The 24,525-nt window shown below is 67.9% G+C and carries 26 protein-coding genes; 10 read left to right on the top strand and 16 right to left on the bottom strand.

Features of this window, described 5'->3' with window-relative positions; translation table 11 throughout:
* Nucleotides 1-7: 7 nt before the first annotated feature.
* From ASD37_RS23320 to ASD37_RS23275, 10 genes are all read right to left on the bottom strand, one after another.
* Nucleotides 8-1,213, bottom strand: a complete 1,206-nt coding sequence (locus tag ASD37_RS23320; protein WP_056557139.1) for an acyl-CoA dehydrogenase family protein — start codon at nt 1,211-1,213, stop codon at nt 8-10.
* 9 nt (nt 1,214-1,222) lie between these two features.
* On the bottom strand, nt 1,223-2,743 hold the full coding sequence (locus ASD37_RS23315) for a CoA-acylating methylmalonate-semialdehyde dehydrogenase (RefSeq protein ID WP_056557136.1): 1,521 nt from the start codon (nt 2,741-2,743) through the stop codon (nt 1,223-1,225).
* A gap of 170 nt (nt 2,744-2,913) precedes the next feature.
* Nucleotides 2,914-3,525 carry a dTDP-4-dehydrorhamnose 3,5-epimerase gene (gene rfbC / locus ASD37_RS23310; RefSeq protein ID WP_056557132.1) on the bottom strand — a complete coding sequence of 204 codons (612 nt, stop codon included), beginning with the start codon at nt 3,523-3,525 and terminating at the stop codon, nt 2,914-2,916.
* A complete protein-coding gene (gene rfbB / locus ASD37_RS23305; protein ID WP_056557129.1) occupies nt 3,522-4,517 on the bottom strand; it encodes a dTDP-glucose 4,6-dehydratase in 996 nt (331 codons plus the stop codon). Before rfbB ends, rfbC begins: the two co-directional genes overlap by 4 nt.
* 28 nt (nt 4,518-4,545) lie before the next feature.
* Nucleotides 4,546-5,403: an LLM class F420-dependent oxidoreductase gene (locus ASD37_RS23300; RefSeq protein WP_056557126.1), complete on the bottom strand. Its 858-nt coding sequence runs from the start codon at nt 5,401-5,403 to the stop codon at nt 4,546-4,548.
* A 30-nt stretch (nt 5,404-5,433) separates the two neighbouring features.
* A complete protein-coding gene (locus ASD37_RS23295; protein ID WP_056557123.1) occupies nt 5,434-6,312 on the bottom strand; it encodes an LLM class F420-dependent oxidoreductase in 879 nt (292 codons plus the stop codon).
* Nucleotides 6,313-6,341: 29 nt separating this feature from the next.
* The gene (locus tag ASD37_RS23290; protein ID WP_056557120.1) at nt 6,342-7,811 is read right to left on the bottom strand and encodes an ATP-binding protein; all 1,470 of its coding nucleotides are present in this window, start codon (nt 7,809-7,811) and stop codon (nt 6,342-6,344) included.
* A 43-nt stretch (nt 7,812-7,854) separates the two neighbouring features.
* On the bottom strand, nt 7,855-9,552 hold the full coding sequence (locus ASD37_RS23285; protein WP_056557116.1) for a response regulator: 1,698 nt from the start codon (nt 9,550-9,552) through the stop codon (nt 7,855-7,857).
* 95 nt (nt 9,553-9,647) lie between these two features.
* Complete coding sequence (locus ASD37_RS23280) at nt 9,648-11,210, bottom strand: flotillin family protein (RefSeq protein ID WP_056557113.1); 1,563 nt, start codon at nt 11,208-11,210, stop codon at nt 9,648-9,650.
* A 54-nt stretch (nt 11,211-11,264) separates the two neighbouring features.
* The gene (locus tag ASD37_RS23275; RefSeq protein WP_056557110.1) at nt 11,265-11,771 is read right to left on the bottom strand and encodes a hypothetical protein; all 507 of its coding nucleotides are present in this window, start codon (nt 11,769-11,771) and stop codon (nt 11,265-11,267) included.
* 248 nt (nt 11,772-12,019) lie between these two features.
* On the opposite strand from ASD37_RS23275, the gene infA reads away from it, so the two are divergent.
* The 8 genes from infA (at nt 12,020) to truA (ending at nt 16,775) form a co-directional block, all read left to right on the top strand.
* Nucleotides 12,020-12,241, top strand: a complete 222-nt coding sequence (gene infA, locus ASD37_RS23270; RefSeq protein ID WP_005140011.1) for a translation initiation factor IF-1 — start codon at nt 12,020-12,022, stop codon at nt 12,239-12,241.
* A gap of 58 nt (nt 12,242-12,299) precedes the next feature.
* Entirely contained in the window at nt 12,300-12,413 is a 114-nt protein-coding gene (gene rpmJ, locus ASD37_RS31145) for a 50S ribosomal protein L36 (protein ID WP_079925868.1), read from the top strand.
* Between the two features lie 183 nt (nt 12,414-12,596).
* A complete protein-coding gene (gene rpsM, locus ASD37_RS23265) occupies nt 12,597-12,977 on the top strand; it encodes a 30S ribosomal protein S13 (protein ID WP_056557107.1) in 381 nt (126 codons plus the stop codon).
* Nucleotides 12,978-12,981: 4 nt separating this feature from the next.
* Nucleotides 12,982-13,401, top strand: coding sequence for a 30S ribosomal protein S11 (rpsK, locus tag ASD37_RS23260; RefSeq protein WP_056557104.1), 420 nt, complete (start codon nt 12,982-12,984; stop codon nt 13,399-13,401).
* 14 nt (nt 13,402-13,415) lie between these two features.
* Nucleotides 13,416-14,021 (top strand): 30S ribosomal protein S4, encoded by a 606-nt coding sequence (rpsD, locus tag ASD37_RS23255; protein WP_056557101.1) that lies wholly within the window; start codon nt 13,416-13,418, stop codon nt 14,019-14,021.
* A 96-nt stretch (nt 14,022-14,117) separates the two neighbouring features.
* Nucleotides 14,118-15,170 carry a DNA-directed RNA polymerase subunit alpha gene (locus tag ASD37_RS23250; protein ID WP_056557098.1) on the top strand — a complete coding sequence of 351 codons (1,053 nt, stop codon included), beginning with the start codon at nt 14,118-14,120 and terminating at the stop codon, nt 15,168-15,170.
* Nucleotides 15,171-15,268: 98 nt separating this feature from the next.
* Nucleotides 15,269-15,850, top strand: a complete 582-nt coding sequence (gene rplQ / locus ASD37_RS23245; protein ID WP_056557095.1) for a 50S ribosomal protein L17 — start codon at nt 15,269-15,271, stop codon at nt 15,848-15,850.
* Nucleotides 15,851-15,857: 7 nt separating this feature from the next.
* The gene (truA, locus tag ASD37_RS23240; RefSeq protein ID WP_056557092.1) at nt 15,858-16,775 is read left to right on the top strand and encodes a tRNA pseudouridine(38-40) synthase TruA; all 918 of its coding nucleotides are present in this window, start codon (nt 15,858-15,860) and stop codon (nt 16,773-16,775) included.
* On the opposite strand, the gene ASD37_RS23235 is transcribed toward truA, so the two are convergent.
* From ASD37_RS23235 to ASD37_RS23220, 4 genes are read right to left on the bottom strand one after another with little or no spacing between them, the layout of a single operon-like run.
* Nucleotides 16,772-17,449, bottom strand: coding sequence for a cutinase family protein (locus ASD37_RS23235; protein ID WP_056557089.1), 678 nt, complete (start codon nt 17,447-17,449; stop codon nt 16,772-16,774). The genes truA and ASD37_RS23235 overlap by 4 nt on opposite strands.
* Before the next feature lie 56 nt (nt 17,450-17,505).
* Complete coding sequence (locus tag ASD37_RS23230) at nt 17,506-18,180, bottom strand: cutinase family protein (protein ID WP_056557087.1); 675 nt, start codon at nt 18,178-18,180, stop codon at nt 17,506-17,508.
* A gap of 24 nt (nt 18,181-18,204) precedes the next feature.
* Nucleotides 18,205-18,849 (bottom strand): cutinase family protein, encoded by a 645-nt coding sequence (locus ASD37_RS23225; protein ID WP_056557568.1) that lies wholly within the window; start codon nt 18,847-18,849, stop codon nt 18,205-18,207.
* 25 nt (nt 18,850-18,874) lie between these two features.
* The gene (locus tag ASD37_RS23220) at nt 18,875-19,855 is read right to left on the bottom strand and encodes a DMT family transporter (protein ID WP_056557084.1); all 981 of its coding nucleotides are present in this window, start codon (nt 19,853-19,855) and stop codon (nt 18,875-18,877) included.
* A gap of 75 nt (nt 19,856-19,930) precedes the next feature.
* Between ASD37_RS23220 and ASD37_RS23215 the strand changes: the two genes are divergently transcribed.
* Both ASD37_RS23215 and eccB read left to right on the top strand, forming a co-directional pair.
* Nucleotides 19,931-20,491: a CGNR zinc finger domain-containing protein gene (locus ASD37_RS23215; RefSeq protein ID WP_056557566.1), complete on the top strand. Its 561-nt coding sequence runs from the start codon at nt 19,931-19,933 to the stop codon at nt 20,489-20,491.
* 59 nt (nt 20,492-20,550) lie between these two features.
* Nucleotides 20,551-21,936, top strand: a complete 1,386-nt coding sequence (gene eccB / locus ASD37_RS23210) for a type VII secretion protein EccB (protein WP_056557081.1) — start codon at nt 20,551-20,553, stop codon at nt 21,934-21,936.
* On the opposite strand, the gene mycP is transcribed toward eccB, so the two are convergent.
* The gene (gene mycP / locus ASD37_RS23205; protein ID WP_082570349.1) at nt 21,901-23,298 is read right to left on the bottom strand and encodes a type VII secretion-associated serine protease mycosin; all 1,398 of its coding nucleotides are present in this window, start codon (nt 23,296-23,298) and stop codon (nt 21,901-21,903) included. The genes eccB and mycP overlap by 36 nt on opposite strands.
* Nucleotides 23,256-24,509, bottom strand: coding sequence for a type VII secretion integral membrane protein EccD (gene eccD / locus ASD37_RS23200; RefSeq protein WP_056557074.1), 1,254 nt, complete (start codon nt 24,507-24,509; stop codon nt 23,256-23,258). The genes mycP and eccD overlap by 43 nt, the downstream gene beginning before the upstream one ends.
* Between the last annotated feature and the right edge of the window lie 16 nt (nt 24,510-24,525).

Below are 24,525 nucleotides of genomic sequence, written 5' to 3'. Positions count from 1 at the left end.
TCCTGAACTAAGACGCGCGGGCGGCTTCTGTCGTTTTGCGGGCTCCGCCCGCTTCCGTCGTTTTGCGGGCTCCGCCCGCGACAGCCCGGCCGATCACCACGCGCATGATCTCGTTGGTTCCCTCGAGAATGCGATGCACCCGCAGGTCGCGGACGATCTTCTCCACGCCGTATTCGCGCAGATAGCCGTAGCCGCCGTGTAACTGCAACGCCTGATCGGCCACGTCGAAGCAGGTGTCGGTGACGTAGCGCTTCGCCATCGCGCACAGTTCGACCTTGTCGGGATGGTCGTCGTCGATGGCAGATGCAGCCCGCCACAACAGGTTTCGTGAAGTCTCCAACATGGTCGCCATGTCGGCCAGCGTGAACCGGATCGTCGGCTCGTCGAGCAGCGTCATCCCGAACGCCTCGCGGCTGCCCAGGTAGGACACCGCCTTGTCGAACGCGGCCTGCGCGCCGCCGAGTGAGCATGCGGCGATGTTGACGCGCCCGCCGTTGAGGCCGTTCATCGCGACGCCGAAGCCAGTGCCCTCGGTGCCGCCGAGCAAGGCGTCGAGCGGTACCCGGACTCCCTCGAACACCACCTGCGCGGTGGGTTGGGCGTTCCACCCCATCTTGACTTCGGGGGCGCCGAAGCTGACACCGGGCGTGTCCTTGTCGACCACGAAGGCCGAGATACCGCTCGGTCCCTCGCCACCGGTGCGCGCCATCACGACGTACACGTCGGACACCCCGGCGCCGGAGATGAACTGCTTCACCCCGTCGATCACGTAGTGCTCACCGTCGCGGATTGCCTTGGTGCGCAACGCTCCTGCGTCCGACCCGGCACCGGGTTCGGTGAGGCAGTAGCTGGCAATCAGCTCCATCGACGCCAGCCGCGGCACCAGGGCCTTGCGTTGTTCGGCCGTGCCGTAGGTGTCGACCATCCACGTACACATGTTGTGAATGGACATGAACGCCGCAGTCGTCGGACAGCCGGTCGCCATCTGCTCGAAGATCCGCACGCCGTCGAGGCGGCGCAGGCCACTGCCGCCAACGTCCTCCGAGCAGTAGACCGCCGCCATGCCCAACTCGGCGGCGGCGCGGAGGACGTCGACCGGGAAGTGCTTGGTGGCGTCCCAATCCAAGGCGTACGGCTTGATTCGCTTGTCGGCGAATTCCGCCGCCGTTTCGGCGATGACCCGCTCGTCGGGGTCGAGACCGAAGTAGTCCATGAACCCGCGCTACTTCATGGTGGGGATGGAGAACTCGGCGCCATCCTTGATGCCGGAGGGCCAGCGCTGGGTGACCGTCTTGACCTTGGTGTAGAAGATGATCGAGGCCGGTCCGTGCTGGTTGAGGTCACCGAATCCGGAGCGCTTCCAGCCGCCAAAGCTGTGGTAGGCCACCGGAACTGGAATCGGCACGTTGACGCCGACCATGCCGACCTGAACGCGGGAGACGAAGTCGCGGGCGGTGTCGCCGTCGCGCGTGAAGATCGCCACGCCGTTGCCGTACTCGTGCTCCGACGGCAGGGCCAGCGCCTCCTCGTAGGTGTCGGCGCGCACGATGCAGAGCACCGGGCCGAAGATTTCGTCGGTGTAGATCGTCATGTCGGGCGTCACGTGGTCGAACAGGGTCGGGCCGATGAAGTAACCGCCCTGCAGGCTCGCGTCGCCGAAGGTGAGGTCGTCGCTGGCACGTTCCCGACCGTCGACGACGATCTCGGCGCCTGCCTCGACGCCCTGGCCGATGTAGTCCCTCACCCGGGCGAGCGCCGCGGCGGTGATCAGTGGGCCGTAGTCGGCCTTGGGATCCAGGCTGTGGCCGACGCGCAACTGGTTGACCCGCTCGACGAGGCGCGCCCGCAAGCGGTCCGCGGTCTCCTTGCCGACCGGCACCGCGACGCTGATCGCCATGCACCGCTCGCCGGCACTGCCGTAGCCCGCGCCGATCAGTGCGTCGACGGCCTGGTCGAGGTCGGCGTCGGGCATCACGATCATGTGGTTCTTGGCGCCACCGAAGCACTGCGCGCGCTTGCCGTTGGCCGCAGCGGTCGAGTAGATGTACTGCGCGATGTCGGAGCTGCCGACGAATCCGACGGCGTGGATGTCGGGGTGGTTGAGGATGGCGTCGACGGCCTCCTTGTCGCCGTGCACCACCTGGAAGACGCCCTTGGGCAGGCCGGCTTCGAGGAACAACTCGGCCAGCCGGACGGGCACCGACGGGTCGCGCTCGCTGGGCTTGAGGATGAAGGCGTTGCCGCACGCGAGCGCGGGCCCGGCCTTCCACAGCGGGATCATGGCCGGGAAGTTGAACGGGGTGATGCCCGCGACGACGCCGAGTGGCTGGCGCAGGGAGTAGACGTCGATGCCGCCGCCGGCGCCTTCGGTGTAGTCGCCCTTGAGCAGGTGCGGAATGCCGATGGCGAACTCGATGACCTCGACGCCGCGCTGGATGTCGCCGAGTGAGTCGGCGACGGTCTTGCCGTGTTCGGAGGAGAGCAGTTCGGCGAGCTCGTTGGCGTTCTCGTTGACCAGGGCGACGAACTTCATCATCACGCGGGCGCGGCGCTGCGGGTTCCATGCCGCCCACTCGCGCTGGGCGGCGACAGCGATTTCGACGGCAGCGTCTACCTCGGCGGTGGAGGCCATGGGGACCTGGGCTTGCACCTCGCCGGTGCTGGGGTTGAGGACGTCGGCGGTGCGGCCGGACTGGCCCTCGACCCTGCGGCCGTCGACGAAGTGCGGAATTTGAGTGGTCATGGCGGCTGCCCTTCGACGGTATTCGATTACTAGGACATCCTAGTAATTGTGGACGCCTATCCGCAAGGGTCGACGGCATCGCGTGTGCTGTGGGATCGCGATCAGGCGCCAGATCGCGATCTGTGCGCACACTCGGCGAGAGGCGCGGGGCGGGCGGTCAAGCCGGTGGGCTAGGAGCGGGAGCGGAGGTCCTCGACGAACGACTGCGCCTCGTCCCAGGTCGGCAGCAGCCCTGCAGTGAGAACGTCGTCGAGGGTCGGAGCGGCGGAGTCTCGCTCGGAGAGGTTCGGCACCGCCCCGTCGACGAGTGGCCAGTCGACGCCGATCGCGGGATCGGTCGGGCAGATGGTGTGCTCACGGGTGGGGGAGTAGCCCGCAGAGCACAGGTAGGTCACCGTCGAATCGTCTTGCAGCGCAAGGAATCCGTGCGCCAGCCCCTCCGAGAGGTAGACGGTCCGGTGGTCGCGGTCGTCGAGCAGCACCGAGTCCCACTGACCGAATGTCGCCGAGCCCACGCGGACGTCGACGACCACGTCGAACACCGCGCCCCGTACGCACGTCACGTACTTGGCCTGGCTCGGCGGCAGCTGAGCGAAGTGCAGGCCTCGCAGCACGCCCGCCGCGGACACCGACACGTTGGCCTGCCGCAGATCCAGGCAGTGCCCGGTCATCGCGGTGAACTCGTCGTCGGTGAACCACTCGAAGAACCGGCCGCGGGGGTCGGGCCGCACGGTCGGGGTGATCTCCCATGCGCCGGGAATCGACAGCTCGCGGAAGGTCACTGGTTGCGCCCCTCGTACATCGCCTCGGACGCGTCCTTCAGAGGGCGCCACCATGTTTCGTTGTCGCGATACCAGGCGATCGTCGCGGCGAGGCCGGACTCGAAGTCGTCGTGCTGCGGCGTCCAGCCCAGTTCGTCGCAAAGCGCCGACGGGTCGATCGCGTACCGCAGATCGTGGCCCGCCCGGTCGGTCACGTGGTCGAAGTCGTCGGGGTCGCGATCCATCAGTCGCAGCAGGGTGCGCATCACCGTGAGGTTGTCGCGCTCGCCGTCGGCGCCGATGAGATAGGTGCGCCCCAGTTCGCCGTCGGCCAGGATCCGCCACACCGCGCGGTTGTGGTCGGTGACGTGGATCCAGTCCCGGACGTTGGCTCCGAGCCCGTACAGCTTCGGGCGTCGTCCCGTCAGCACATTGGTGATCTGTCGCGGAATGAACTTCTCCACGTGCTGATACGGCCCATAGTTGTTGGAGCAGTTGGAGATCGTCGCCCGCACGCCAAAGGACCGCACCCACGACCGCACCAGCATGTCCGACGCCGCCTTGGTCGCCGAGTACGGGCTCGACGGGTTGTACGGGGTGGCCTCGGTGAACCGGATGGGATCGTCCAGCGGCAGGTCGCCGTACACCTCGTCGGTGGACACGTGGTGCAGCCGAATGCCGTGCCTGCGAACGGCTTCCAGCATGGTGAACGTGCCGACGACGTTGGTGTGAAGAAACGCCTCGGGATCGGCCAACGAATTGTCGACGTGCGTCTCGGCCGCGAAGTGCACGACGGCGTCGGACTCGGCGACCAGCTTCTCCACCAGTTCGGCATCGCCGATGTCGCCGTGCACCATGCGGACGTCGTCGGCGACGGGCGCCAAGGACTCGCGACTACCCGCGTACGTCAAGGCGTCCAGCACCGTCACGCGAACGTCGGGGTGCTCCCGCACGGCGGCGTGGACGAAGTTCGCGCCGATGAAACCCGCACCCCCGGTGACCAGCAGACGCATGGTGACAAACCCTAGCGGGTGGCCCGATCTACTCCCTGGTCGAGAGTCCCAGCGGACCCGCCAGCTCGGCCAACGTCGGAATCAGCGCGTCCTCGCCGCCCAGCACCTGAATGGCGACGTGGTCGGCGCCGGCGTCGACGTGCTCCTGCAGGCGCCTGGCGATGTCCTCGGGTGTCCCGTGCGCCACCACCGCGTCGATGAGTTTGTCGCTGCCGGGCTTCTGCACGTCGGCGTCGGTGAAGCCAAGCCGCTTCCAGTTGTTCACGTAGTTGCTCAGGTCCAGGTAGAACTCGACGGTCTGGCGACCGATTTCGCGGGCCTGGGCCGCGTCCCTGGCGATGACGACCTTGTGCTCGGGCGCCAGGAACACCGCGTTGCCGATCAGCCCGTGCGCCTGTGCCGTGTGCTCCGGCGTGGTCAGGTACGGATGGGCGCCGGCACTGCGCGCGGCGGCGAGCTTGAGCACCTTCGGGCCGAGCGCCGCGAGTACGCGGCGGCTGGTTGGTACGTTCGCGGCGTCGAGGGCGTCCAAGTATTCGACGAGCACGTCGTACGGCTTGCGGTACTCGTCGGTGTGCTCGGGGTGTCCGATGCCGATGCCGAGCAGGAACCGGCCGGGGTGGGCCTTCTCGATGCGGTGATAGGACTCGGCGACCTCGGCGGCGGGGGCCGTCCACACGTTGACGATGCCGGTCGCCACCTGCAGCGTTTCGGTGGCCTCCAGGATGGGTTCGACGAAGGCGAGATCGGCGGCAGGGGAGCCGCCCACCCACACCGCGCCGTATCCCAGCTTCTCGATCTCCTTGGCCTGCTCTGCGGTCACGGGCCCGGCGGTCCAGACGCCGAAGCGTCCGAGGTTGGGCTTGAGGTCAGTGGCGTCAGTCATGGGTGAAACGGTCCCTTCGGGTGGGGTTGGTTACTGCAGCCCTAGCGGGCCAGCCAACTCGGCGAGCGCGGGCACCAGCTTGTCAGTACCCGTCAGCACTTGAACCGGAACATGGTCTGCACCCGCGGCGAGGTGCTCGGCCAGTCGCGCGGCCACGGCGTCCACCGTGCCATGGGCGACGACGGCGTCGACCAGCGCGTCGCTGCCAGGCTTCGCGACGTCGGCGTCGGTGAAGCCGAGGCGCTTCCAGTTGTTGAGGTAGTTGGCGAGGTTCAAGTAGATCTCGAGGGCCTTGCGTCCCACGGCGCGGGCTTGCTCGGCGTCCGTGGTGAGGACGACCTTGTGCTCGGGTGCGATGAATGCGTCGGGGCCCACCAATTCCCGTGCCTGCCTGGTGTGTTCGGGCGTGGTCAGGTACGGGTGTGCGCCCGCGCTACGACGTGTCGAGAGCTTGAGCACCTGCGGCCCCAGGGCTGCGACGACGCGGCGGTCCTTGGGGACGCCGAGCTTGTCGAGTTCGTCGAGGTAGTCGGTGAGGGCGTCGTATGGCTTCTTGTACTCCTGATGCGCCTCGGGATGGCCGACGCCGATCCCGAGCAGAAACCGGTTCGGGTACGCCGCGTCGATGCGGTGGAACGACTCGGCGGTGGGGCCGGCCGCGGCGGTCCAGATGTTGACGATGCCGGTGGCCAACGTCAGCTTCTCGGTCTCGCCGAGGATGGGGTCCACCCAGTCCAGCTCGGCGGGCGGTGAGCCACCGGCCCAGATGGCGCCGTAGCCGAGCGCTTCGATCTCGCGAAGCTGGTCGGGGGGTACCTGCTGCCACTGCTGGTAGTGACCGAAGACGCCGAACTTGCCGAGGTTGGGTTTCGATGAGGGCTTGCCCGAAGAGTGTGTGATCAGCGCCATGGTTGGGTCAACCCCCTTCGGCGGCGCGACTATTCCGCGACGTCGGCCGGCGCCTCTTCCGGCTTGGGAGCCACCAACGGCAGCACGATGATGAAGCGCGTGTCACCCGGCTTGGACTCCACCCGGATGTTGCCGTGGTGCTTCTGGGCGACGATGCGCCAGGCCAGATCCAGCCCGAGCCCGGTGCCCTCGCCGAAGGCCTTGGTGGTGAAGAACGGCGTGAAGATGCGGTCGGCGATGTCGGGCGGGATGCCGGGACCGTCGTCGCAGATCTCCACCTTGATCGCGTCCTCGCCGACGGCCGAGGTGCGCAGGGTCAGCGTGCCGTGTCCGCCCATCGCCTGGATCGCGTTGTCGATGATGTTGGTCCACACCTGGTTGAGATCGCCTGGGTAGCACTGGATTTCGGGAAGCGACTTGTCGAGTTCCTTGACCAGCTTCACCGGCTTGTCCTTGCCCAGCTTCTCGCCGAACATCATGATGGTGCTGCGCAGCAGCTCGTGGACGTTGGCGCTCTGATACGGCGCGCGGTCCATCTGGGAGTACTGCTTGGCGCCGGCCAGCAGTGCCGAGATGCGGCTGCTGGCCTCGGCGATCTGGTTCATCATCAGCTCGGTGTCGATGGTGTACCGCAGCCATCCGATCGCGCCCTGGAGGGATGCGGTCGCGTCGACCTCGTCGACGGAGGCGGAGATGCGTTCCAACCAGTCGATGTCCAGACCCGCTTCGACGAACGTCGGGGCGTAGTCCCAGGCCCCGACGATGCCGTGATCCTCCAGCCAGTCGCCGATCGCGTCCTCGCGGTCAGACGCCTCCAGCGCCGTGAGCTCGAGGGCCTTGGACTTGGCGACCTGTTCGGCCACCTCCTCCTGGATGGTGACCAGGACGCGCAATCCGTCGGGGCTGAACTTCCCGTCGGCAAGCATCGCGAGCTTGTGGCGCATGCCCGCGATCTTCTCGCGCAGGTCGGAGACCGCCCGTGCGGCTGCGGCGGCCGGATTGTTGAGCTGGTGGGTCAGGCCCGCCGACAACTGACCCAGCGCAAGCAGCTTCTCCCGCTGGTCGATGATCTGGCGTTGGCGCAGCCCGCCGACCTTGAGACCCTCGAGCAGGTGCACCGCCATCGGGAGCTCGGTCTTGACGAACTCGCCGAACGCGGTCGCGTCCAGGACGAAGAACTTCGACGGCTTCGTCACCCGCACCGACGACTCGTAGACCTGGGGTACGCCGTCGACGTAGGCACTCCACGCGCCGCAGTACACGCCTCGCTGCGAGGTCCGGTTGGTCTCGATGTCCGCGCCTCCGGAGCGCTTCGACATCGCCAGCTCACCCTCGATGAGGACGTAGAAACAGGTCGCCGCCTCACCCTCGATGCAGATCGGACCCGGCTCGAACCTCGCGAGGTGCCCGTGGTCGCACAGCGACTTCAGCTGACGGTCGGTCAGCTTCTCGAACAGGAACAGCGTCCGGAGCTCGTCGGGCAGACACGTTTCGCCCATGGGGACAGTCCTTCTCTCTAGGCTTCGCCGGCGGCGCCGGCACTCACGCTTCGGCCAGGTAGCGGTGCACCAGCATCACGGCCATCGACCCTTCACCGACGGCGGCCGCCACTCGCTTCGCGGATTCAGAGCGCACGTCTCCTGCAACAAACACACCGGGCACACTTGTTTCCAAGTGGTGCGGCGGACGTTCCCGGTTCCAACCACAGACGTCCTTGAGGTCCGGCCCGGCCAGCACGAATCCGCGCTCGTCGAGGGCGAGGACGCCGTCCAGCCATTCGGTCCGCGGGCTCGCGCCGATGAAGCAGCACAGCCGTCCCGACGGCACCGTGGTGCGCTCGCCGGACTGCCGGTCGAGCAGAACCAGCCCGGACAGGTGGTCGTCCTCGCCGATCGTGTCGACCACTTCCGTGCAGGTCCTGACCTGGATCTTGTCGTTGCCCTCGATCTGTTCGATCAGGTAGTGCGACATCGACGCCTCCAGCGAGGGGCCGCGCACCAGCAGCGTCACCGACTTGGCGGTCTTGGACATGAACATCGCGGCCTGGCCTGCCGAGTTCGCGCCGCCGACGATGTAGACGTCCTCGCCGCGACACTCCTCGGCGTCGGACACCGAGGCCCCGTAATAGACGCCGCGGCCGACGTAGTTGCAGCCGTCCGGATCCGCCGGGTCGGTCCAGCAGCCGACGACCTTGAGTTCCTGGTACTCCACGCCGGTCGCGAGGATGACCGCGCGGGCACCGATGGTGCTGCCGTCCTCGAACTCGATGGTCGGGGCGGACTCGCCGACGTGCAGTTTGACGACGTCGCGGGTGGTGATGACCTCGGCGCCGAACCGCTCGGCCTGCCTGCGGGCGGAGTTGGTCAGTTCGGCTCCGGAGACGCCGATCGGGAAGCCCAGGTAGTTCTCGATCCGCGAGCTGCGACCGGCTTGTCCGCCGGTCGTGGTGCGCTCGATGAGGACGGTCTCGAGGCCCTCGGAGGCGCCGTACACCGCCGACGCCAGTCCTGCGGGGCCGCCGCCGATGACCGCGAGGTCGTACATCGGCAGTGACGGTTCGGTCGACAGTCCGAGCAGCTCGGCCAGCTGGCCGTCGGTCGGCTCGACGATCGCCTCACCCTTCTCGGTGATCACGACGGGCAGGTCGCGGCCGTCGAGGCCCGCGGCGTCGAGCAGCTGCTCGCCCTTCGGCTCATCGGCCATGTAGGCGCGGAACGGGAACTGGTTGCGCGCCAGGAACTGGCGGACCTCCCACGACCGCTGGTTCCAGCGATGCCCGATGACCTTGGTGTACGGCATCGCGCGGTCCCCGACGGCGCGCCACTCTTCGAGCAGTCCGTCGATCACCGGGTAGAGCTTCTCCTCCGGCGGATCCCACGGCTTGAGCAGATAGTGGTCGAGGTCGACGACGTTGATGGCGTCGATGGCGGCGTGAGTGTCCGCATAGGCGGTCAGCAGCACCCGCTTGGCCAGGGGAAACAGGTCCATCGCCTTCTCGAGGAACTCGATGCCGCTCATCTGAGGCATCCGGTAGTCGGCGACGAGCACCGCGACGGTGTCGCCGCGGAGCTTGAGTTCCTTGAGGGTCGCCAGCGCGTCCGGCCCGCTTTCCGCGCGAACGATGCGATACCGCTCGCCGTAATGGCGGCGTAGGTCGCGCGCCACGGCGCGCGACACGGCGGGATCGTCGTCCACGGTCAGGATCACGGGATGGCGGGGCTGCGAAGTGGGTCCGGTCATCGCGATCAATTATGCGCTGGTCGTCCACCCAATATCACCCTCGAGGCCGCTGAGAAGTGCCGGTTACTCGGAGGGCGGAATCGAGTGGGCGTCGATCAGGACGCCGGCGGAGCCACCGGATGCGAATTGGACGCGGCCGCGACGGGCGTCGTGGTCTCCTCGCCGACGCGGTTCAGCATCGCGGCGACGTCGATGCCGGAGGTCTTCAGTGCCTCGATGATCTTGGCCACCGCCAGGGGACTGACCCCAAGCAGGCCGCCCATCGCGTCCTGGGTGTCGCCCGCCCCTCCGATGATGGACAGTCGGTCGATCTCGGCGAGCGGCGCGGCGGCCGCCTCGGTGGCCTTGACCACGGACGCCAGCACGTCGGGGAGCATCAGCAACCGGCCGGCTTCCGCGCTGTACCCGTTGAGGGCCGTCGCGATCTCCTTCTTGCCGTTGGCCTCGGCGACGAGCTTGGCCTCGATGCCAGCTGCCTCTGCCTGCAGTTCGACTCGCAGCGCGTCCGCGAGTTCCTTCTTGCCGGCCGCCTCGGCGACCAGCTTGGCCTTGAGGCTGTCGGCCTCGGCCTGCTGTTCGACCCGCAGCGCGTCGGCCGCGGCCTTGCGGGCATCGGCGTCGGCCTGCCCGGCCCGTACCGCGGATTCGGCCTTTGCCTCGGCGGCCAGGATCGCCGACCGACGTTGACCCTCGGCGCGGGCGATGTCCGCCTGCCGCTGGGCCTCGGCCGGTGCGATGACGTCGGCCTGCAGCGCGGCCTGAGCTTGCTCGGCGCGCCGTTGCTCCACCTCTGTGCGGGCTTGGACGCGTGCCGCCTCGGCCTGCTCGGTGGCGATGCCGACGTCCTTCTGGGCCCGCGCGTTCGCGAGGGGGCCGGCCTGGTCGGCTTCGGCGTTCTCGGCCTCGGTCTGCGCGCGCAGCCGCGCCAGTTCGACGTCGCGCTTCTGGTTGGCGACGGCGATTGCGGTGTCCGCCTCGGCCTGCGCGACGGAGCCCGCCTGACGGGCCTTCGCCGACTGGATCTGCGAGTCGCGCTCGGCCTCGGCCGTACCGATCGTCGCGTCGCGCTTCACCTCGGCGATACGCCGCTGGCCGAGCGATTTGAGGTAGTCGTTGGCGTCGCTGATGCCGGCGATCTTGAGGACGTCGACCTCCATGCCGATGCGGGCCAGGTCGGCGCCTGCCTCCTCGACGACGCTGCGAGCCAGGGTGTCGCGGTTGGAGTTGAGGTCCTCGACGGTCATCGTCGCGGTGATGCCGCGCAGGCTTCCGGCGAGGATCTCGTTGATCTGCCGTTGCAAGACCTCCAGGTCGGAGGTGAGGAAGCGCTGCACCGCGGTCTGGACGGCTTCGTCGGCCGACCCGATGCGCACCAGGCCGACGGCCTCGACGTTGACGGGGACGCCGTTGTTGGACAGGGCGTTCTGCAGGTTGATGCTGACGTTGAACGGTTCCAGGCTCATGATGTCGACGCGTTCGATGCCGGGCACCCGGAATCGGGCCCCGCCGCGGACCACCTTCGGCGTGCCACGGCCGGTGAACACGGCCACCTCGTTGGGCGGCACCTTGATGTAGTTCTTCACGTAGATCAGCGGGAGCACCACCAGCAGGAGGAGCCCGGCGATGACCGCGATCGCGACGATGAGGAAAGTGGACACGGGGAGTGCCTTCCGTTCTGGTGGTGGGGACGGCTCTAGTGGTCTGGAACAGCTCTAGTGGTCTGGAACGGCTACGACGTGGAGGTAGTCGGCGTCGACGTCGGCGATGTAGACGCTGGAGTTCTTCACCAGGACGCCCGGCTCTTCGGTGACCGCCTTGGCCCGCACGCGGTTTCCTTCCGAGTCGACGAACGCCACCTCGCCCCAGCTGCCGACGGGGACGTCGAGGGTGACGGTGCCGAGCAGGCCGATGTAGGACGACCGCGACTTCTGCGAGTTCGACTCCTGCCTGCGCAGGTACGGCAGCAGCAGCCCCTGAAACGCGAGCATCAACCCGACGGCCGCGGCGATCGCGACGAGCCCGGCACCGACGCCGCCGAGACCGGCCCACGAGCTGATCAGGCCGCCGGCGCCCGCGCCCAGCAGCGCGGCGGACACTCCGGTCAGGCTGAGGAAGGGCAGACCGTCATGGCCGACCCCGTGGCCGACGTCGACGAGGAACAGTGCCGAGAGAACTGCTATCCCACCGACGATGAACGCCGCGAGGTAGGCAGCGATCACACATTCCCCCTGAGGCCGGTCGTACAGTCATTCGCATCGGTCGCCGTGGACCTTCACACGATCTTGCCACCCTCGTGCCGTTGCTGGTGACGGCGATTTTGGGGAGCGCACCGAAGCGGGTACCATCGATCAACGGTGCGGTATCCGCGCCGGCTCCTTGCGTGCCCTGTCCTGGAATTTTACGAATCCGGCTCACGTTTTGAAGTCGGAGGCGGTATTTGCGGCGCCAGACAGGAACAACGGAGGACATGGCTAAAAAAGACGGTGCCATCGAAGTCGAGGGCCGCGTGGTCGAGCCCCTGCCCAATGCGATGTTTCGCATTGAGTTGGAGAACGGACACAAGGTGCTCGCGCACATCAGCGGCAAGATGCGGCAGCACTACATCCGCATTCTGCCCGAGGACCGCGTCGTGGTGGAGTTGTCGCCCTACGACCTGACCCGGGGCCGCATCGTTTACCGCTACAAGTAACTAGACCGTGACGGGGGCTCGCCCTCGTCACCGAACAACCAAGACAGGATCGACCGCCGTGAAGGTGAACCCGAGCGTCAAGCCCATCTGCGACAAGTGCAGGGTGATCCGTCGCCACCGGCGGGTCATGGTGATTTGTTCTGACCCGCGCCACAAGCAGCGTCAGGGATAGACATTTGCGCATTGCGCAAAGGCAGTACAGCAACAACTGAATGATGAACTCCCAGTACCAGTGACCGGCTCGCATCTTTAGAGATGGGCTGGCTCACTACACGTCCGGCACGGAGGCCGGACCCCGTAAAGACGGGGAACGGACTGGGACAAGACCTCCGCAACGAAAAGGAATCACTGCCTGATGGCACGTCTACTGGGCGTCGATCTCCCGCGTGACAAGCGCATGGAGATCGCGCTGACCTACATCTACGGCATTGGCCGTACCCGCTCGCAGGAAATCTTGTCGGCCACCGGCATCGACTTCAATCTGCGTACCAAGGACCTGACCGACGATCAGGTGTCGCAGTTGCGCGACTACATCGAGAGCAACTCCGAGATCAAGGTCGAAGGTGACTTGCGCCGCGAGGTGCAGGCCGACATCCGACGCAAGATCGAAATCGGCTGCTACCAGGGTCTGCGGCATCGTCGCGGTCTTCCGGTGCGCGGCCAGCGAACCAAGACCAACGCGCGCACCCGCAAGGGCCCGAAGCGCACCATCGCCGGCAAGAAGAAGGCCAGGTAAGCACATGGCACAGGCCAAGAAGAGTGGAGCGGCTGGTCCCAAGAAGGGCCAGAAGACGCGCCGTAAGGAAAAGAAGAACGTTCCGCACGGCGCCGCTCACATCAAGAGCACGTTCAACAACACGATCGTCTCGATCACCGACCAGCAGGGCAACGTCATCGCCTGGGCATCGTCGGGTCACGTCGGCTTCAAGGGTTCGCGTAAGTCGACCCCGTTCGCCGCGCAGCTGGCCGCTGAGAACGCTGCCCGCAAGGCTCAAGAGCACGGTGTCAAGAAGGTCGACGTCTTCGTGAAGGGCCCGGGTTCGGGCCGCGAAACCGCGATCCGTTCACTGCAGGCAGCCGGCCTCGAAGTTGGCGCCATTTCCGACGTCACGCCGCAGCCGCACAACGGCTGCCGTCCGCCCAAGCGGCGCCGGGTCTAGAGGAGATTTAGAAAATGGCTCGTTATACCGGACCCGTCACCCGCAAGTCGCGTCGTCTCGGCGTCGACCTCGTCGGTGGAGATCAGTCCTTCGAGAAGCGTCCCTACCCGCCCGGCCAGCATGGTCGCGCGCGGATCAAGGAGAGCGAATACCGCACGCAGCTGCAGGAGAAGCAGAAGGCTCGCTTCACCTACGGCGTCATGGAGAAGCAGTTCCGTCGGTACTACGAGGAGGCCAACCGCCACTCGGGCAAGACCGGCGAGAACCTGCTGCAGATCCTGGAGAGCCGGCTGGACAACGTCATCTACCGCGCCGGGCTCGCCCGTACGCGCCGGATGGCCCGTCAGCTGGTCAGCCACGGTCACTTCACCGTCAACGGCGTGAAGGTCGACATCCCCAGCTACCGCGTCTCGCAGTACGACATCGTCGACATCCGTGAGAAGTCACTGAACACGCTGCCGTTCGAGCTGTCGCGTCAGACCGCCGGTGACCGCCCCATCCCGGGCTGGATCCAGGTCGTCGGCGAACGCCAGCGCATCCTCGTCCACCAGTTGCCCGAGCGCGCACAGATTCAGGTGCCGCTGACCGAGCAGCTGATCGTCGAGTTCTACTCGAAGTAATCGCCGCGGCCGGAGGCCGCAATGTAACGGAGCCCGGCCATCCGGCCTGGGACACCAAACGGCATCAAATAGCGGATGTCGAGAAGGAGATAGAAAATGCTGATTTCTCAGCGCCCCACCCTGTCCGAAGAGAGCCTTGCCGAGAACCGGTCCAAGTTCGTCATCGAGCCCTTGGAGCCCGGATTCGGCTACACCCTAGGCAACTCGCTTCGGCGCACGCTGCTGTCGTCCATCCCGGGCGCAGCGGTCACCAGCATCCGCATCGACGGCGTGCTGCACGAGTTCACCACCGTTCCGGGGGTGAAGGAAGACGTCACCGACATCATCCTGAACCTCAAGAGCCTGGTCGTGTCGTCCGAGGAGGACGAGCCGGTCACCATGTACCTGCGCAAGCAAGGCCCGGGTGCCGTCACCGCCGGTGACATCGTCCCGCCCGCCGGCGTCACGGTGCAGAACCCGGACATGCACATCGCGACCCTGAACGACAAGGGCAAGCTCGAGGTCGAGCTCGTCGTCGAGCGTGGCCGCGGTTACGTTCCCGCCGTGCAGAACAAGGCCTCCGGTGCCGAGATCGGCCGCATCCCGGTCGACTCGATCTACTCGCCGGTGCTCAAGGTGACCTACAAGGTCGAGGCGACCCGCGTCGAGCAGCGCACCGACTTCGACAAGCTGATCCTCGACGTCGAGACCAAGAACTCGATCACCCCGCGTGACGCTCTGGCCTCGGCCGGTAAGACGCTGGTCGAATTGTTCGGTCTGGCACGGGAACTCAACGTCGAAGCCGAGGGCATCGAGATCGGCCCGTCGCCGGCCGAGGCGGATCACATCGCCTCGTTCGCGCTGCCGATCGACGATCTGGAACTCACCGTCCGGTCGTACAACTGCCTCAAGCGCGAAGGCGTGCACACCGTCGGCGAGCTGGTCTCGCGGACGGAGTCCGACCTGCTGGACATCCGCAACTTCGGCCAGAAGTCCATCGACGAGGTGAAGATCAAGCTGCACCAGCTGGGTCTCTCGCTGAAGGACAGCCCGGCCACGTTCGACCCGTCCGAGGTGGCCGGTTACGACGTCGCCACCGGCACCTGGAACAGCGATGCCAGCTACGACGCGGACGACACCACGGACTACGCCGAAACCGAACAGCTCTAACCGCAGGGCTTAATTCCCACCCAGCTTTGCCCGCCCAACGCACGAACCGTCCCGGCCTTACCTGATACGGGGGCCGGCCACACAAGGAGATAGTCGCAATGCCCAAGCCCACTAAGGGTGCTCGCCTCGGCGGGTCGTCCTCACACCAGAAGGCGCTCCTGGCCAACCTGGCGACGGCGCTCTTCGAGCACGGCCGCATCAAGACGACCGAGCCGAAGGCGCGGGCGCTGCGCCCGTACGCGGAGAAGCTCATCACCCATGCCAAGAAGGGCACGCTGCACAACCGGCGTGAGGTGATGAAGAAGATCCGCGACAAGGACGTCGTGCACACGCTGTTCGCCGAGATCGGACCGCACTTCGCCGAGCGCGAGGGTGGCTACACCCGCATCATCAAGGTGGAGGCACGCAAGGGCGACAACGCCCCGATGGCCGTCATCGAGCTGGTGCAGGAGAAGACGGTCACGTCTGAGGCCAACCGGGCCCGCCGCAGTGGTTCCGCCAACGCCCCCGTCGCGGCAGCCGCTGCGCCGCAGGCAGCGGTCGAGCCCGAGGCCGCCGTCGGCCCCACCGACGAGGTCGTCGAGGACGCCCCGGTCGAGGACGCCGCGGTTGAAGATGCCGACACCACCGAGGCCGCCGACGAGGTCGCCACGGACGAAAAGTCCGACGACGCCAAGTAGTCGACTCGTGAACGAGCCCGCCATCGATTCCGGTGGCGGGCTTGTTCGATTTCCCGTCGATTCGCTCGCCCAGGTTCGACTGCGCCTCGACGTCGCCTACGACGGCACCGACTTCGCCGGCTGGGCGACGCAGACCAATCAGCGCACCGTGGCCGGAGCGATCGACGATGCGCTGTCGACGGTGTTCCGGACACCGGTGATCACCAGGGCGGCGGGCCGCACCGACACCGGTGTGCACGCCACTGGTCAGGTGGCACACGTGGACGTCCCGGCCGAGTCGATTCCGCTTGCCTATCCGCGCACTCCTCGCGACGAGCCGGAATTCCAGCCCTTGGTGCGACGGCTGTCTCGGTTGCTACCCGAGGACGTGCGGGTGCTCGACCTGGTGCGTGCGCCGGCCGGATTCGACGCCAGGTTTTCCGCACTGCGGCGGCACTACGAGTACCGGTTGACGACGGCGCAGTTCGGCGTCACGCCGCGGGAGGCGAGGTTCGTGACGCCGTGGCCTCGCCCGCTCGACGTCGACGCGATGCGGGTGGCGTCACGAGAACTGCAGGGTCTCAACGACTTTGCGGCGTTCTGTCGGGCCCGTGACGGCGCGACCACGATTCGTAATCTGCAGCGGCTTGACTGGGTGCGCGACGGCGATTCGATCGTCGGCTACGTCGCCGCGGATGCCTTCTGCTGGTCGATGGTGCGCTCGCTGGTCGGTGCGCTGCTGGCCGTGGGGGAGGGTCGTCGCGAACCGCGTTGGTGCGCTGAGCTGTTGACGTCCACGCGGCGGTCGAGTGACTTCGCCACCGCCCCGGCCCGCGGCCTGACGCTGGTCGGCGTCGACTATCCGGCCGACGCAGAACTCGAGGCCCGAATCCTGGTGACCCGTGACCGGCGAACGCCCGACGAGGTGGGGCGGATCGAGGGTTAGACCCGCGCGGCGGCGAAGTCGGCGGCCTCGTTGACCATGCCCGCGTCGATGTACGCCCGCGCCGCGTGGTCGGTCCAGTTCTGCTCCCACGTGTTCGGGTCGGCCGGGTTGCAGATGGGGTCGGCGCCGTGACACAAGTCGATCGTCCGCTCGCGGTACAGCGGGCTGATCGCCCCGATGGGTCCCGCCCACACGCTGCCGTTGCCGAACAGGGTGACGGCCGCGATGTGTTGATCTGCGCCGGGCGGCAGCGGATTGTCGAAGCCGAAGAAGGCGAAGGGCACGGCCAGCGCCACGTCGGTCACCGCGGCGCCGAGGGAGTAGCCGCCCAGCACGATCTTGGTGTCCGGGCAGCTGGCAATCGTGCTCTGCACGCGTGCGCTCATGTCGTTGGCGCCGAGGTCGACCTGGGTGTCGGCCGGGTAGCGCACCGCGTACAGGTTGACGTTCTTGCCGCTCTTCTTGCGGAGCGCACTGACGAAGGTGTTGCCGATTTGGCCGGGGCCGGCGGGCTCGAACCGGCCGCGCGCAAAGATGACCTCAACCGCTGGGCAGGCGGCGGACGCGGTCGGAATGCCGATCGCCGTGACGGCCGGCGTCACCAGCAGGGCGGTGGCGGTAAGCGCGGTGACGAACGTTGCGACGACGAGCCTGCGAATCAGCTGTGGGGTCACCCAGGCGATGCTAGCCGACGTCGAGGACGTGCCGTCGGCGTCGCGTGGCGACCGGGTTACAGGAGACCGGCGACGAAGTTCGCTGCGTCGTTGGCCGGGCCGCCTGCGTAGGCGCGGTGGGCGGCGACGTCCTCGCCGCTGGTGCACACGGGATCACCCGCGTTGCAGAGGTCGATGGAACGGCCTCCCCAGACCGGACTCGAAGTCAGCGGCAGGCCCAACTTGGCCGACGGGTTGCCGAAGGCGACGAGCGCCGCGACGAAGTCTGGGGTGTTGGGCGGCAACGGATTGGTGAAGCCGATGGCCGGGAACGGCACTGCGGCGATGACGTCGATGACGGCTGCGCCCTGGGAGTAGCCGCCGAGAACCAGGCGGGTGTTGGGGCAGGCGCCCATCATGTACTGAATGTGGGCGCTTGCGTCGTTGGCGCCCGCCGCCGCGGCGAGGAAGTCGTAGTCGGCCGGGTAGGCGACGGCGTAGCTGCCGACGGACCGGCCGCCGACCTTGGACCGCAACGCGTCGACGAAGGATCCGCCGGGCAATCCCAGCCCGGGTGCTTCGCTGGTGCCGCGAGCGAAGACGACCTCGATGTCGGGGCAGCCTTCGGCGGACGCCGGAGCGAGACCGAGACCGAGACCCGCGGTGGGGACGGTCGACAGGACGGGAGCGATGACGGCAAGGCAAGCCGCAGCAACGGCGAGAGTCGTCCGTCTAACAAGATCGAAGGCCACGCCGAATGGTAACGCCTAAACCGGCTAAACAAGTCCTGCGACGAAATTCGCGGCCTGCGGGATGAACTCCGACGACTCGTAGTGCGTGTGGGCGAACGGGTTGCGGCCGTCCGAACAGATGGGGTCGCCGTCGGCGCACAGGTCGAGGGCGCGTCCGCCGAAGATGGAGTTGGTGATCGGAATCGAGAACTTCGCCGACGGGTTGCCGAACACGACGACCGCGGCCACGTTGGCGTCGAGGGCGGCCGGCAGCGGCGGGGCCGACCCGACTTCGCCGATCTTGTTCCCGAGCGGGGGGATGCCGGCGAGCATGTCGATGACGGCCGCACCCTGGGAGTATCCGCCGAGGACTACGCGCGTGCTGGGGCATTGCGCTGCCAGCGAGCTGATGAAGTTGGTGGCGTCGGTGGCGCCGTCGGCCGCCGCGAGGAAGTCGTAGGTGGCCGGGTAGTTGACGCCGTAGGCCTCGATCGTGCGGCCACCGAGCTGCGGTGTGAGGGCGTCGACCAAGGCCTGGCCGACGCGGCCGATACCCGGCAATTCGCTGGTGCCCCGCCCGAAGACGAGCTGGACGTCGGGGCAGGTAGCCGCCGACGCCGGCGGGGCGACGATCAACGTCGCCGCGGTGCAGGCGACGGCCGATGCGATCGCGGCCAGCCGGGCGGACATCCTGAGCAAGGTCACTAGCTCATCTTCACATAGTTGGGTTAGCTGCTGCCAACCGTTCGGTCCGGTCACCCTGGCGGGCCAGCACCAACCCGGCGAGAACCACCGCGGCGCCGACGACCTGGATGGGGGCCAGGGCCTCGCCGAGCAGCACCCACGCGGCAAGCACGGCAAACATCACTTCGGAGAGTCCGACCAGCGAGGCAAACCGCGGACGTAGGCGGGCGACGCCCATGATGCCCAGCGTGTACGCGATCGCGGTGGGGATCAACGCCATCGCGGCGACGGGCACGATCCACGACGTGGTGAAGCCCGCGATCACGGTGTCGTTCGCGGTGAAGGTCATCGGCAGGACATGCGACGCTCCGAGCAGGGCCACGGCGACGGCGCCGACGATCAACCCTGCTGCCGCGAGCGTGATGGGGTTGAGGCCGCCTTCCTCGGACGGGTCGGTGCTCACTTCGTCGGACATCATGAAGTAGCAGGCCGCGCAGACGGCGGCGACGAGTGCCCATCCGACGCCGACCAGGTTGATGTGGGCGTCGGAGAAGACGTCGAGCACCAACATGATTCCGGCGACGGCGAGCACCACGCCGGCCAGCGTCAGGTTGGTCGGCCTGCGGCGAGTGGTGGCCCACAGCCACCCCACGACCAGGACGGGGGCGGTGTACTCGATGAGCAGTGCCACGCCGACGGAGAGATGCGAAACGGCGTTGTAGTAGCAGAGTTGGGCTCCGGCGATCGGCACGACGCCGTAGGCGACGACGGTCTTCCAGTGTCCGAGTGCCTCACGCAGCCAGTTCCGGTTCATCACGGTGGCGAAGACCGCCATGGCGACGGCGCCGCCGGCCAGTCGGGCGGTGACCGCGGCGGTTGGACTCCAACCGGCTTCCATCAGGGACTTGCCGAGGGGACCCGACAGACCGAACGCGAAGGCCGACGAGAGGGCGAACAGCAGGCCGACTCGGAAATGATCGGCGGCGGGTCGCACGTCGGTTACGGCAGTCATGCGGCACCTCCTGACATGTAATGAGTAAAATGACTATTGGTCGTGACGCTACCGCCGAGAGGAGTCATGAGTCAATTGAATTTCAGTCATGACACAGAGCTCACCCTCCGTGCCGCATGTGTCCTCGTCAACACCGATCGGGGCGACGGCGAGCGGCTCGACGGCATGGCCTCCCTCGACGAATATCTGAACGCGTTCGGATGGACGGGCCGCCGCGACCGGGACGACGCTGAGCTCGAATCAGTCTTCAAACTGCGCACGCGGGTCGGCAAGATTTGGGCCTGCGCCGGCGACGAGGAACGCGTCGTCGGTCAGGTCAACGCACTGCTCAGCGACACCAGGGCCTCGCCGTGGCTGACCCGCCACGAGGAAATGCCGGAGTGGCATCTGCACCTGGCGTCGATCCACGACCCGCTGTGGCAGCGGATGGGCGCCGAGATGGCGATGGCGCTGGCCGACCTGATCCGCGCCGGCGAGCTGCGCAGGCTCAAGATTTGCGCGGCACCGGACTGCGAGGCGGTGCTGGTCGACCTCTCGCGCAACCGGTCGCGAATGTTCTGCGACACCGGGAACTGCGGGAACCGTCAGCACGTGGCGGCCTACCGGGAACGCCGGGCCGGCGAGGAGCACGACTGACCCGAAATCGGTGATCCGGCGGCCACCTCGACGCGATTACCCTCGAATGCGGGGGGAGCATGGTTCGGCAACCGGCAACACGACTTCAGCTCAGCGGGCAGCGCCTTCTCGCGCGGCGCATGATGCACGCGCTGGTGCGCAGGGACGTCGCGATGTTCGACGATCCGCTACGCGCGCAGTCGATCTCACTCGTCCTCGGTGGAGTCCTCGCGGCGCTCGTCCTCGTCGCGGGGATCGTCGTCGGGCTGGTACGCGGCGCCGGCGTTCCCGACTCCGCGCCGATCGTGATGGCCCGCGAGACCGGTGCGCTCTACGTGCGGGTCGGTGACACTCTGCATCCCGTCCCGAATCTCGCCTCGGCCCGCCTCGTCGCACGCTCGGCGGCTGCCCCGGCTCCGGCGGACCAGGCGTCGATCGCAACTCTGAAACGTGGTCCGCTGATGGGAATTCCCGGTGCCCCGACATCGATCGGCGTACCGCTGCACGACCCGGTCTGGACGGTGTGCGACGACGACCGCACCGTCGTCGCCGTCGGCCGCTCGGACGTCGACCATCTCGACTCGAGCCGTCCCGTCCTGGTCACCCCGCGCGGTGAGGGTGCCGCCACGACCTACCTGCTGTACGACGGGCAGCGGTCCGCGGTCGACCTCAGGAACGTGGCCGTGGTACGGGCACTTCGCCTGGACGGCATTGTCCCCGTGCCGGTTTCGCGGACATTGCTCGACGTCGTGCCTGAGGTTCCCGCGATCGCCCCGCCGTCGATCGCCGGAGCGGGCACGCCGGGCCCGGCCTCGCTCACGGGGGCGACGATCGGGGCCGTCGTATCGGTTGGCGGCGAACGTTACGTGGTGCTGCGGGAAGGGCTGCAACGGGTCGGGGAGGTCGCGGCGGATCTCATCCGGTACACCTACGACACCGGCGGGCGGCCGCCGATGACGATCGCGCCCACCGCGGTCGCGGCACTGCCGGTCGCCGACGTACTACCCGTTGGCACCTTCCCTCGGCATGCCGGCACACCCGTCGGCGCCGCCGACGGACATGCCGTCTGCGCCCGCTGGCGGCCAGGAGGTTCGGGGCCGACGTCGTCGAATACCGTTGTCTCGGTTGGTGAGTCACCGTATCGGAACGGCATTCAGGTCACGGTTCTCGCGCAAGCAGACGGGGCAGGGCCTGCCGTCGACGGCGTCGCGATCCCCGGCGGTGCCAGCGTCTACGTCCGGTCGGCCCGCATCCTCGGCGACGACGGCGCCGGCGGTGCCCGGTTCCTCGTCACCGACATGGGCGTGGTGTTCGGTGTCCACGACGACGACGCCGCGAAGTTCCTTGGGCTGAGCGACGTCGCGGAGATCGCGCCGTGGCCCATCCTGGCGAACCTGCCGCGTGGGCCCGAGCTCGGTGTCGACGCGGCCTCAGTCGTTCGCGACGGCCTCCCGACGCCGTCGTAGGCGCCCCGCGGACACGGTCAGCGCCGCCGTGGCCACGGCCACACAGGTCGCGCCGCCCACCAGTGAGACGCGGCGGGACGAAGTGTCCGGGGGAGACGTGGAATCGGCTGCCTGCGTGACTGTGTCAGGCGACGGCACCCACCGCGGCGGGACTCCGTCGGCGGTGACCGCGGCCAATGCGTCGACGACGCCACGACCCACCCAGGGGTCCCACCCGGCGGCCGGGTGGTGGGCGGTGTCGGTGAGTCTGCGCATCACCTGCCGCGCCGTCAGCTGAGGCGCCACGGATCGCACCAAGGCGACGATGCCTGCGACGACCGGCGCCGAATAGCTCGTTCCCGAAATCTGCTGTGCATCCGTTGAACCCACGATGGTGTCGGTGACACCGTCGCCGTCCGGGCTGAGTGAGACGACCTCCTCGCCGACCGCGGCGACGTCGACCCACGGCCCGGACAGCGTGAACGCCGACGGCCGGCCCGTGCGGTCGACCGATCCGACGGTCAGCACGTAGTCGTCGTACCAGGCCGGGGTCACTACGACGTCCACGGTGTCCCAGTTCGGTTGACCGGGCCGGGCCGGGTCGGGCGGTGGGTTCTGCCGTGGGCATTGACCCGGTCCGCCGACGTTGCCCGCGGCGGTGACGACGACGACGTTCTTGACGTCGACCGCGTAGGCGAGGGCGGCGCCGAGGGCCTGGTCGCCGAGCGCCTGATCGGTGTCGGCGCAGGCGACGGACGAAATGTTGACCACCGTCGCACCCGCGTCCGCGGCCAGCCGAACGGCGGCGGCCAACGTCTCGACGTCACCGACGCCGGGCCCGGTGGCTCCGTCCTTCGGGCGAAAGACGTTGCTCGACTGCCGGATCGAGAGGATCGACGCGTCGGGTGCAACCCCGCTGAACGTCACGGCGGTGGTGTCGGTCGGTGTGGCGCCGATGATGCCGGCGACGATCGTCCCGTGCCCGTCGCAGTCCTGGGTCCCGTCGCCGGTCGACACGTAGTCACCGCCGGGGAGGAGGTGGGGCAGCAGGCGATGCCTGGCGACGCCGGTGTCGATCACCGCAACGGTCTGGCCGGCGCCCCTCGTCAGCCGCCACACCGCTTGAAGTTCGGCGAAGTTTGGCTGAGATTTCGCGGCCTCGGCTGCCGGCGCACCGATTCGGCACTCGTCGGTCTGTTCGGTCGGTGTGCGTGGTGCGGGCGGTCGAGCCGGTGGCAGTTGCGCGTCGTCGACCGGCGGTGGGGTCACGGCAGTGGCGAAGGGAGCCGCCCACACGGTGCCGACGACGGCCGCCACGGCTGCGGTCCGGGCCGCCGCTCTCACGGCAGTCCGAGTGCGGTGTACGCGCCGCCGACCCAGCATGCGACGGGAACCACGGCGACCAGGGCGGCGTACTCGAGGTACCCCAACATTCGTGCCACCGCCGGTCTACCAATGGGACGGCTCGTGGCCGTCAGCCCGAGGACGACCAGTGCGGCGGCGACCGTGACGACGCTCCCCGGTCGGGTGTAGAGCAGAGTGCAGACGCCGGCGACGAACGCGACCAATCCGCCTGCGGTGAGGGAGATTCGGCGGTCGACGTCGGCATGGATTCGGCAGCGCAGCACCAGCACCAGTGCGACCAGCCCGGCGAAGGGGGCGGCACCCGGGTGGCCGGCGACGGCGACCGCCACCGCACCCGCCGCGGCTCCGGCAGCCGCGCCTGCGACCAGCCCGCTGAGAATCGCGTGCCCCGACGCCGCGGACCCCGCCAGATCACCGTGCCAACGATCCGGTCCGAGTCCGGCGGTCAGCATCGCCACGCGTGGGGCGATGCCGAGCAGGGCCAGAGCCGACGTCGAAAGCGCTGCACCGACGACCGCCAGCGGCAGCGCCGCGACCGTGACGACGGCAGTCACCAGCGAAAGTGCCGCGACCGCAACCAGAGCCGGTGACGTTCGCCCCGACAGACGCAGCATCAGCAGCGAGGCCGACAGTGCGGCAGCCGCGGCCAGGAAGACGTTGGGCGCCGCGGGGCCGGACGGTACGACGAGGAAGCCCGTGGCGCCGGCCAATGCCACCACCCCGACGCTCGAGGTCGTCGGGTAGCCGATGGTGACCGTCAGAACGGCGACGGCTGCCGCAGCGGCGGCACAGACGACCGCGTTGACGATCGCGCCGTCCGATCCCGCGGTCCTGGCGAGCACCAGGGCGGCCAGCGTCGTGGCGAACAGACCCATCGCGCCGGGTATCCAGGCGTCGCCGCGCCGGGTCACCGGGGGTGCTCCGGCAACGTGCTGATACGCGGCGTGCCGCACCGGTCCGAGTGCCGGCGTGGCATCGAAGTCGAGGATGACGAGCTCACCGTCACGAACACCGTTGGCACTCAACGACAACGATTCGTCCAACCTTGCACCGGAGGCACGTTGCAGTCGCCAGCGCCGGGCGACGCCGCCCGTTGGGGCGGGGGCTTCGACCAGACCGACGATGGTGGGGAGCAGCTCTGCCAGTCGCGTTCCCGACGGCAGCACGAGGTCGACCGCCACCGGATTACCATCGCGATCGGCCTGGACGCAGACCTTGGACACCGACACCTCACTGACCGTAACC

Source organism: Mycobacterium sp. Root135 (assembly GCF_001426545.1).
Lineage (GTDB): Bacteria > Actinomycetota > Actinomycetes > Mycobacteriales > Mycobacteriaceae > Mycobacterium.
The sequence above is the reverse complement of the archived record's forward strand: the minus strand, read 5'-3'. Positions and strand labels throughout refer to the sequence as shown.